This window comes from Bacillus sp. HMSC036E02 (assembly GCF_001836235.1).
GTDB classification, from domain to species: Bacteria; Bacillota; Bacilli; order Bacillales; family Bacillaceae_G; genus Bacillus_A; species Bacillus_A cereus.
This window is the reverse complement of record NZ_KV827850.1, coordinates 1-8,751: the sequence shown is the minus strand read 5'-3', so window position 1 is coordinate 8,751 and position 8,751 is coordinate 1. Positions and strand designations below refer to the sequence as shown.

The following is an 8,751-nucleotide window of genomic DNA, read 5'->3' as shown; positions in this document are numbered from 1 at the left end:
GTTGTAGACTTCTTTCGTCTACCTCTCTTCATTGTTAACGATCAATTGACCGTCTTTCCCTTCATAAAGACAATACTATCTTTACTACGAAAAAGATGCTCCAGGACTGTAATTCGCTCTTGTTTATGTACTGGTTTGCACCAACCACCAGCTCTCTGTTACAGGGAAACAACAACTACTGCTTTTCCTTTCAATGCATGACTATTTAATTTTCAAGTTGAACCACTAAAATACAAAAAGTCCCTACTGAATAAATCAGTAGGGACGATATTTATCGCGGTACCACCCTAGTTGTAGACTAACTTTCCGTCTACCTCTCTTCACTGTTAACGATCAATTGACCGCTTTTTCCTCATAAAGACAAACTATCTTTATTACGAAAAAGATGCTCCAAGACTGTAATTCATGATTATCCCTGTACTGGTTCACACCAACCACCAGCTCTCTGTTACAGTAAGACTAACCACTACTGTGATCTCTTCATTGCACTTTGTTTATTCAAATGTTTTTGAAATTGAATAAGTATGATTCGTATTATAGAACGCTTTTCAAAACACTGTCAACAACTTTTTATATATTTTTTAAAATTCCACTTTCGTCCTATAATTCTTTTTGTAAATCACCCATTACAATTCCTATGCGAATTATTTCATTTTCTAGTAAATGTAAAACATATTCCTCTACTTCATACTGAACTAATAATTCTTTTATTTGTATGATTTCTTTTTCAAATAAAACGGCTTCGTGACATGTTTGTAGTAAAATAAAAAACACATTTGCAAACATTTCTTTATGCGCTTTCATACTTTCTTTTTTATGAAGCATTTCAATCAATAACTGCTTCATTTCCTCACCTGTACATTTACCATGTACACTTGAAAATGCACGAGACATAATACATAATCCTTTTTCTAATATTTCATCCATGTATAAAATAATACGTAAAAGCATCACATATTCTCTTGCAGTTATCTCACCCATTTTTGGTCGTTCTCGCAAAAATACACTGAGCCAAGCTGTCCAAAATTTTTGTTGTTCTTTTACACTTAATGTTTTGACGTAATAGCATAAAAACTGCATAAACTTAATTTTATTTTCTTCATTTTCTATTATGAGTAACGGGTATAACCAATCTGTTTTTTGCTCCCAATATAGTACACATTTAATAAATACAAAGCTAAGCCACTTCAAGAAAGCTTCTCTCGTATGCGGATGTAATACTTCCAAATGTTCTATCGCATACTTAATAAATCGCTTCATTTCTGTAAATAAAGGTAAATTTATTTGCGTGTAACATAAGCCGGCCCATGCATATTCCGTAATCTCATTTTGTTTTTTTAAATCTAAGTATGGTAACAAATATTTTCGGCACCATTGTTTTTCAATATGATATAGAAATGTAATATCTGCTATTAAACGAGCAAACATAAAGTTTGTTCGTTCCGAATTAACTCTTACTTGTTCTTCAAATAAAAATAAATATTCATATACATTACGATCGTATAAATGATCATATGATAACAACTTTAATAATACAGCCGTCATTTTTCCAACTGGATGCTGAATTGATTCATTATAAAAATCTTGTTTCCCAAGCTTAAAGTCTGTATCACTCTTCATAACTTGAGGAAACACTGAAAAAGCAAATCGTTTTACAACACGTATACTATTCTCTTCTAACTCTTCTAGTCGATTACTAATTTCATATAGAAAACTACTAATTAACCAATGAAAAGCAGTATTTCTAACAAATTTCTGCAATAGCGGAATAATTTTTTGGATTTGCTCATTTGTCATTCCTCGATTATTTCGCCATTCTCTAATACAAACAAACCATACTTCATTACTTATTTCTTGCACTCCTACTAATTGGTATGCAAATGAAATACTCCACTCTGTGTTTAATTTACATGCTTTTGATAACATCTCTAAAAAATGGCGTTGTTCAAAAACACCATCTTGCGAAAATTGCTGAACTTGCTTCATAATTTCAACATCTTTCAGCTGCAATAATCCGTCAGCAGTTACATTACAAGTAATGCTTTCTGCTGTATCTTCTTTCTTTTGTACACTGTATCGTTCAGAATGAAAATGAGGATGCTTTTGCTTCATTAACTCATACCCATTTGCCGTAGATGGGCTATTCGAATCACACTTGAATAATAAGTCTAATACGAGACATGCATCAAATACCCTCTCTTCTGTAAGATGCTTTATTACAGTTCGAGTGACTTCTTCTTTTGTTTTTTCTAAACAATGTGCATAATGCCTTTTTAAAAGTTGAAAAACTTCGTGTTTATAAGTGAAATCTAAAAGAAGTCCTTCATGTAACAACCATTTCATTTTGTCATCTACACGAACAAAAATATTTTTATTCATCGCATCAATTGCAATTCGCTTTTGAAGTACACTATTTGCTTCTATCATTTCTGTAATATAATAATCCGCTTTTTTCTCATTGTTTTCGCATAAATAAGTTAGACACTCTTTTACAATTCGTATTAAAAATGCAAGATCATTTTGATGAAACTCTTTCTCTACATTTTCCTTATTTCTTTTTTTCAGTGCCGTTTGTCTTAACGACAACATTCTCAATTTTTCTAATCCGATCATCATAATTGGAACAGCATAATAAGCGATATATGGCCTCATCTTTTCGTTCCAAATTTGCTCCACATGAGAAAATGTAGATACTGGTAAGCGACTCGATTCCTCGAGTTCTATTGATTCTTGCGTATCATTTCCCCATTTTCTTACACGTTTCAACTTCAGTTTTCCGTCTAAAATAAAAGTTAGTAACAATAAGGCAATTTCTTTATGCTCAGGAAAAGAACATTTTTGCAGTAACTTAGAAATCTTTTCTATAGAGCTACTATCTTTTTCAGCTGTTTCTAATAAAAGGAGTGTCCACCTTGCAAACAACAGCGGGTCCATCTTACTCTTCGTTTCGTTTAAGTAGTTACAAATTGTTCTCCATAATAACGGTGATATTTTAGAATAGTTTTTATAAATTAATTGAAATAATTCTTTCTGATGACTAAAAAGAAATTGTTCCACTAACCATTCTGCAAGTAATTCATCTACTTCATTATAGTTTGGCGTAAGCATAAACAAATTTTGTAATTTACCTTCTGCTTCTAACCATTCGACCCATTCATAATCATGAGCAAATTCCACAAAGTAACGTACTGTTTCAATTTTTTTAATCGATTGCTTTATGTATGATAATTGTTCCTGTTCTACTGACGGGGGAACCGTTACAATATCCCGAATACGCATTCTTTTCGTAATATAATTATCACCCATTAATTCAGCCCAGCGTTTTACCGCTTTTACGAGGGATTGATGATTATTCACCTTATTCGGATACACAATTGGTCTTATCCCTAAATGTTCCCAGTGGTACGTATTTTCTCCTTGTGCGACAAAAGCAAATCGTCTTGTACTTGGTGGTAAACCAGTTGCTAAATATTTCATTACTGGGTCATTATGACTATATCCAATGAATAAAACGGTGTAATTTGAGAATAGATCAACTAAAAATCTTCTCGCCCACCCTTCCGTTAAGTAAGCCCTTCCAAAATCACCATCTGTTAAAATTAAAGCCTCTTTCTCCTGTTCTACATTACCATGTATGTAAGCAAGACCTTTAAAAGCTCTCCCAGTCGGTAAAGCTGGAGCGTAATAAACATTAATATCTCTATTTATTTCTTTAATTGCTGTTGTAAAATGTTGATCAAAATTTGTTGTTACAATGCGGATATCTGTATCTAAAGGAAATAGCCTTGGAATTGCATAATGCAATGGATTCGGTTTTGATTTCTCTATATGAACAAGATCTCTTGCGACTTGATGTACATCTTTTGTTTTCGCAATTTTACCAAGATAATAATCATGTGGTTCTGTTATTTCACGTTTTTCGACATATAACGTTTTTGCAATTTCATCAACTAAATCATCAAAATTCGGTAAGTTTGATTTCCCTTTCATAGAAACTCCCGCTCCAACAAATAATACTAACTTTCCTTGCTCAAGGTGATCAATTAACTCATCTGGAATTTCTACTTCTGAAGTAATCCACATCCTGGATTCCCCCTTACCTAAAAATGTCATACACTCTCATTTTACTATAACATTTTTTCATTGTTTTTATAATATTTAGACTAAATTCCGAACATGAAAAAGTTTTATGTAAATAAATCCGTTACAATGTATGAACTCCAGAATTTATTGAAAAACTATGTATAAATCGGAGGTGTAAATTTTGAATGATTTCACAGTAGTGCTTATCAAGTTTATATCGTGCATTATCGCATTTAGCATTGGGCTTGCTTTATTTTTCCCTGCAACGTTTGTTCAAATTATTTCATTCAGTCTCTTTGTTACAATCGTATCCTACATGTTCGTTGATAAAATCATTTTAAATCGAATTGGCAATACTGGTGCCATTATGTCGGATTTCTTATTAACATATTTAAGCGTATGGATTTTCGGTAATATTTTATTAGACAACTATATGCAAATTGCATGGGGCAGTATCCTTTCTGCCATCGTCTTCACTTTATCTGAAGTAATCGTTCATCGCTTCTCTAACTCTCATACAAGGCACAACAATGATAACATTCGTATTAATCGCCGCTTTGCATATGGTACAGAGTTTGCTGAAGAACAAAATATATTGGATAAAGATAAAAAAAAGTAACGTTTTAATGCAGGAGCGCCCTTTTTAATTATGTGGTGCTCCTTTTTTGTATTTTTTCATTATGGTACGTGAAATTATACAAGTGATTATTTCAAAATACCTACCTACTAACAATATTTGACGCTATTTTTTCTAATGAAAACTGCCTCTTATTTAGAGGCAGCCACTTTTAAGTCTTTTACTTCAACAACATCCGCAAACGCTCCCAATACTGCGTTATGATGTTTCACAATATCTTCAGCACGTAACACTTCTGTATTAAATGTACTATGTGCATCACTCACTAACGTTACTTTATATCCTTCACTACATGCTCTGCGCGTTGTCGTATCTACACAATACTCTGTTTGCATTCCCGAAAGAATAACGTGTTCAATTCCTTTCTCTTGTAACACTTCGCTTAAGTTTGTATTATGGAATGAATCTGGAGTCGTCTTTTCAACTATATTATCTCCTTCTTGCGGAGCGATGGCCGCATGGATTCGCCATCCATCCGTACCTTTTTCTAACGGGTGCTCTTTAGGACCGTTATGTTGGATATAAATAACTGGAATACCATTTGAACGACATTCCTTAATAAGCTCTTGCAATGTTTGTAAAAACTTTCCCCCATTATGTACTGGCATTCCAGCTGTATACATACCCCCTTGCACATCAATTACGATTAATGCTTTTTTCATTTCACACATCCCCTTTGTTTGTATAAGCCATTATTATTGTTTATATTCCATCATCCAACAATCTTCTAATTTCCCCTCATGCAACTCATGTTCCTTTAAAATCTTTACTTTTTTAAATCCACTTTTTTCATAACACTTTATTGCTCGTTCATTATTTACTTTCGGATCCATTGCAATTGCTTCTGCTCCCATTTCACTCATAATATATGTAATTGCTACCTGAACGAGTTTTGTTCCAATTCCCTTTCCCCAATAGGCTGGTTCACCGATAAATTGGTCCATACCCCATACATTTTGTGATTCTTTATAGCCATATAACGCTTTCCACTCTGAATCCACTGGGTACATTTGTATGTAACCAATCGGAATGTTATCAAATTCTATTAAACATCTTTTTTCATTACTGTTTGGACTATGTATAAAATGATCAAGCACCTTTTCTACAGATTGCGGATTATCTCGTCCTTCGTAATACCGCAGGACTGCTGGGTCCGTTAACCATTTAGAAATGATAGATGCATCATCTTCCATTACGTATCTAATCAATAAACCTTCTTTTTGAAAAAGCATATTATACCTCTATTATTCCTTTATATTTTTTCTTGCTGTTACATCTTTCATTGCACCTACTAATGCATATGGTAGTAATGTAATCGCAAAAAATGCTGTAAATACGTTAAATTGCGGGATTGTATAGAGTGTGAACCATTCAGTGAAAAATTGAGAATTTAATATTCTATTAAAAAACTCTCCGCCTGGCCTAAAGTTTGGTGCCCACGCAGTGATTTCACACAAAATAAACAGTAACTGAACAATAAAAAATGCCCCTAGATAACGAAACCAAGTCCGTTTCCATATAGGTTGTGCATTTTTTAATATATCCCCCATCTTACCCCCTCCTTAAATATCCATCATATTGATTATACACTTTCCTCACTTTATTTGTTAAAATTTTCTATATAATTAATGCTGTTGGGGGGAATACATTATGTCTAATCCTATATTTACATCCACTTTAATCATTCTTAGAGGAAACTCCGCAAGTGGTAAAACAACGATTGCAAAACAACTACAAGAACATTTCGGACAAGGGACACTTTTAGTATCACAGGATGTTGTACGTAGAGATATGCTTAGAGTACACGACACAATGGGTAATTTATCACATGATTTACTATTTGAAATTACGAAGTACGGAAAAGGAAAATGTGAATTTGTTATTTTAGAAGGTATATTGAACAGTCATAGGTATGGTGAGATGTTAAAAGAATTAATTCGTTATTTTGATGAAAATGCATTTGCATATTACTTTGATTTATCATTAGAGGAAACTATTAGACGACATAACACAAGGGACAAACGACATGAATTTGGTGAAGATTCCCTACAAAAATGGTATAATCCGCACGATACTATTAAGGTTGCCAGAGAAACTATTTTTACAGATAACTTTACGCAAAAAGATATATTTGATGCAATTCTTAATGATGTTGCGATCAAAAAACAAGCCTAACATAATATGTTAGGCTTGTTATGTATTTTGTATTTCAGTTTTTATAATTAAACAATCTATACATAAATAATAGTATATATTCATTTCCCCAAACTGGAAATCAACTACTGAAATAAGTCCACGTTCCTCAATATCTTGAGTAATTGTAGCAACATATTTCATCTCTTTCGCACAAGTTGGACACGCCAAATCCTTTGGAAGATCATCATATAACGGTACCCCTAATAATCTACATACATATTCAGAACCGAACAAGTTAAAAGCTTCCCAGTAACTATCTTCATCTGTAGGTATATCTTCATTTTTCATATTTATAAGCTTTACCGTTGTTTTTGGTAATAAAACTGGTAACTTATATTCCTCTTCCATTATCCATTCTTCTGTATTTTGCTGCTGTATGATTTGAACAGTTTTCCCTCCATCACTTAACTGAAAATATTGCGGTTCCCATACCATCGCGCAGTTCAAGCATGAAACGAATGGTAAAATATTTAGTTCATTACTTTTAAGTTCAGCAAGTCTCCCATCTTTTAAATCAAAACAGAGAATTTGATGCATCTTTTCACCGCATAACTTACATACTGGCAAATTACAATCTTGACCGCCAAAATAATGATTATATGAACCTCTTCCTTCAATTACTCTATACCCTTTCCTTTCTTTGCAATGTGCACCATATAATTCTGTTGTCATATTCTATCCTCGCCTTTTATAAGAATGATTCACAAAATGATAATAATTAAGACTAAAAAACATCGTCTTCCTGAATAGTTTCCATAATAAATTCTTTTAAACTCGGAGATATTTCTTCCATTTCGTCATCCGCGTGATACCAAATGTATATTTCATCATCCATTTTTCCATTATTTATTTTAAAGCACAATTTATCCCCTGAACCATCGTCACCAATTATGATAAGGTTTTCTGGCATATACTCATCTCTCATGTCAACATTTTGTCTAACTATATCATCCCAAGTTTTCGTTACATTTCTATTATCTTTAATCGGATATAGTATCCATTCCCCTATTTCAGCATTATTAACTAATTTAATAAGATCCCTATATTGATTTGGGAAAGCAGCACCTAACTTTTCTTCAGTTTCTTTTATTTGCAGCTCCAATACACCTTGTTTCTTTGTTTCAATATATTCTCTTACTTCTTTCATGAAATACACCTATCCTTTGAACTTAATTACACTATTATGAGTGAAAGTGTTTAGTAAACGATTTGATCCAATTTATACATTTCATTATACGTTAATCCTTCGTTTTCAACATACTACTCTTCTCTACTTCTCAATAACCTTCTGTTCTACTTCCTTACCTCATTCTTAATAGTTTTATTTTCTAAACATCATACAATTTTTATGTTTTGTTACAGGTTTAGTAATAAGCCATTTAAAAATCCTATTATACTTCCACTAAAAAAATAAAAGCCAGCCTCAATAAAGAGAACTGACTTCTATTTGGATAATTATTGTTACTATAAAATTTTCACTTTAACAGTTTGTCTTCCCCAATTCATAGCTTTACTTTTTGAACCCATTAAAACATCAATACGATTACCTTTAATTGCACTTCCAGTATCACCAGCGATAGCTTCTCCATAACCTTCTACCCATACTTTAGATCCTAATGGGATTACTTTCGGGTCAACTGCGATAATTCTCATATTCGGATTTGCCGTTAAATCATGCCCCATCGCAGTTAAAACGCGTCCACCATATGTACCATTTTCACTTGGATCAGCAGTATACGCTGTCGCTACTACCGTTAATTCACGTTTAGCAGACTGTATGTTGTTTTTAGATGCTTCTTTCGCTCTCTCTTCTTCTTTAGCTTTTGCTATTTCTC

General features: G+C 32.9%; 9 protein-coding genes and 2 other annotated features. Of the genes, 2 read left to right on the top strand and 7 right to left on the bottom strand.

What is annotated here, in order from left to right; all coding sequences use genetic code 11:
• Nucleotides 1–203 (bottom strand) — a binding site (T-box leader).
• Nucleotides 204–257: 54 nt separating this feature from the next.
• Nucleotides 258–493: a binding site (T-box leader), on the bottom strand.
• A 107-nt stretch (nucleotides 494–600) separates the two neighbouring features.
• Nucleotides 601–4,083, bottom strand: coding sequence for a DUF4020 domain-containing protein (locus HMPREF2590_RS14115; protein ID WP_000265208.1), 3,483 nt, complete (start codon nucleotides 4,081–4,083; stop codon nucleotides 601–603).
• A gap of 181 nt (nucleotides 4,084–4,264) precedes the next feature.
• Here HMPREF2590_RS14115 and HMPREF2590_RS14110 point away from each other — a divergent pair, with 181 nt between their 5' ends.
• Nucleotides 4,265–4,702 (top strand): YndM family protein, encoded by a 438-nt coding sequence (locus tag HMPREF2590_RS14110; RefSeq protein ID WP_000997702.1) that lies wholly within the window; start codon nucleotides 4,265–4,267, stop codon nucleotides 4,700–4,702.
• Nucleotides 4,703–4,851: 149 nt separating this feature from the next.
• On the opposite strand, the gene HMPREF2590_RS14105 is transcribed toward HMPREF2590_RS14110, so the two are convergent.
• Genes HMPREF2590_RS14105 through HMPREF2590_RS14095 form a run of 3 tightly spaced genes read right to left on the bottom strand, consistent with a single transcriptional unit; the run spans nucleotide 4,852 to nucleotide 6,270 of the window.
• Entirely contained in the window at nucleotides 4,852–5,382 is a 531-nt protein-coding gene (locus tag HMPREF2590_RS14105; protein ID WP_000709545.1) for a cysteine hydrolase family protein, read from the bottom strand.
• Between the two features lie 33 nt (nucleotides 5,383–5,415).
• Nucleotides 5,416–5,952 (bottom strand): GNAT family N-acetyltransferase, encoded by a 537-nt coding sequence (locus HMPREF2590_RS14100; RefSeq protein WP_000898770.1) that lies wholly within the window; start codon nucleotides 5,950–5,952, stop codon nucleotides 5,416–5,418.
• 12 nt (nucleotides 5,953–5,964) lie between these two features.
• Nucleotides 5,965–6,270 carry a YfzA family protein gene (locus HMPREF2590_RS14095; protein ID WP_000502338.1) on the bottom strand — a complete coding sequence of 102 codons (306 nt, stop codon included), beginning with the start codon at nucleotides 6,268–6,270 and terminating at the stop codon, nucleotides 5,965–5,967.
• Between the two features lie 100 nt (nucleotides 6,271–6,370).
• On the opposite strand from HMPREF2590_RS14095, the gene HMPREF2590_RS14090 reads away from it, so the two are divergent.
• Complete coding sequence (locus HMPREF2590_RS14090; RefSeq protein WP_000070081.1) at nucleotides 6,371–6,895, top strand: kinase; 525 nt, start codon at nucleotides 6,371–6,373, stop codon at nucleotides 6,893–6,895.
• Nucleotides 6,896–6,913: 18 nt separating this feature from the next.
• Here the strand turns inward: HMPREF2590_RS14090 and HMPREF2590_RS29965 are convergent, their stop codons facing one another.
• From HMPREF2590_RS29965 to HMPREF2590_RS14075, 3 genes are all read right to left on the bottom strand, one after another.
• Entirely contained in the window at nucleotides 6,914–7,588 is a 675-nt protein-coding gene (locus tag HMPREF2590_RS29965) for a hypothetical protein (protein ID WP_000206087.1), read from the bottom strand.
• 52 nt (nucleotides 7,589–7,640) lie between these two features.
• Nucleotides 7,641–8,063, bottom strand: coding sequence for an SMI1/KNR4 family protein (locus HMPREF2590_RS14080; RefSeq protein WP_000665936.1), 423 nt, complete (start codon nucleotides 8,061–8,063; stop codon nucleotides 7,641–7,643).
• Nucleotides 8,064–8,380: 317 nt separating this feature from the next.
• Nucleotides 8,381–8,751: 3D domain-containing protein (locus tag HMPREF2590_RS14075; RefSeq protein WP_176748661.1), on the bottom strand; the 371-nt coding region annotated here is incomplete at its 5' end.

What these genes read in the sequence shown, in the direction of transcription:
- HMPREF2590_RS14080 (WP_000665936.1), bottom strand. Translation starts at nt 8,063, where the DNA reads ATGAAAGAAGTAAGAGAATATATTGAAACAAAGAAACAAGGTGTATTG.
- HMPREF2590_RS14115 (WP_000265208.1), bottom strand. Translation starts at nt 4,083, where the DNA reads ATGTGGATTACTTCAGAAGTAGAAATTCCAGATGAGTTAATTGATCAC.
- HMPREF2590_RS14105 (WP_000709545.1), bottom strand. Translation starts at nt 5,382, where the DNA reads ATGAAAAAAGCATTAATCGTAATTGATGTGCAAGGGGGTATGTATACA.
- HMPREF2590_RS14090 (WP_000070081.1), top strand. Translation starts at nt 6,371, where the DNA reads ATGTCTAATCCTATATTTACATCCACTTTAATCATTCTTAGAGGAAAC.
- HMPREF2590_RS14095 (WP_000502338.1), bottom strand. Translation starts at nt 6,270, where the DNA reads ATGGGGGATATATTAAAAAATGCACAACCTATATGGAAACGGACTTGG.
- HMPREF2590_RS29965 (WP_000206087.1), bottom strand. Translation starts at nt 7,588, where the DNA reads ATGACAACAGAATTATATGGTGCACATTGCAAAGAAAGGAAAGGGTAT.
- HMPREF2590_RS14100 (WP_000898770.1), bottom strand. Translation starts at nt 5,952, where the DNA reads ATGCTTTTTCAAAAAGAAGGTTTATTGATTAGATACGTAATGGAAGAT.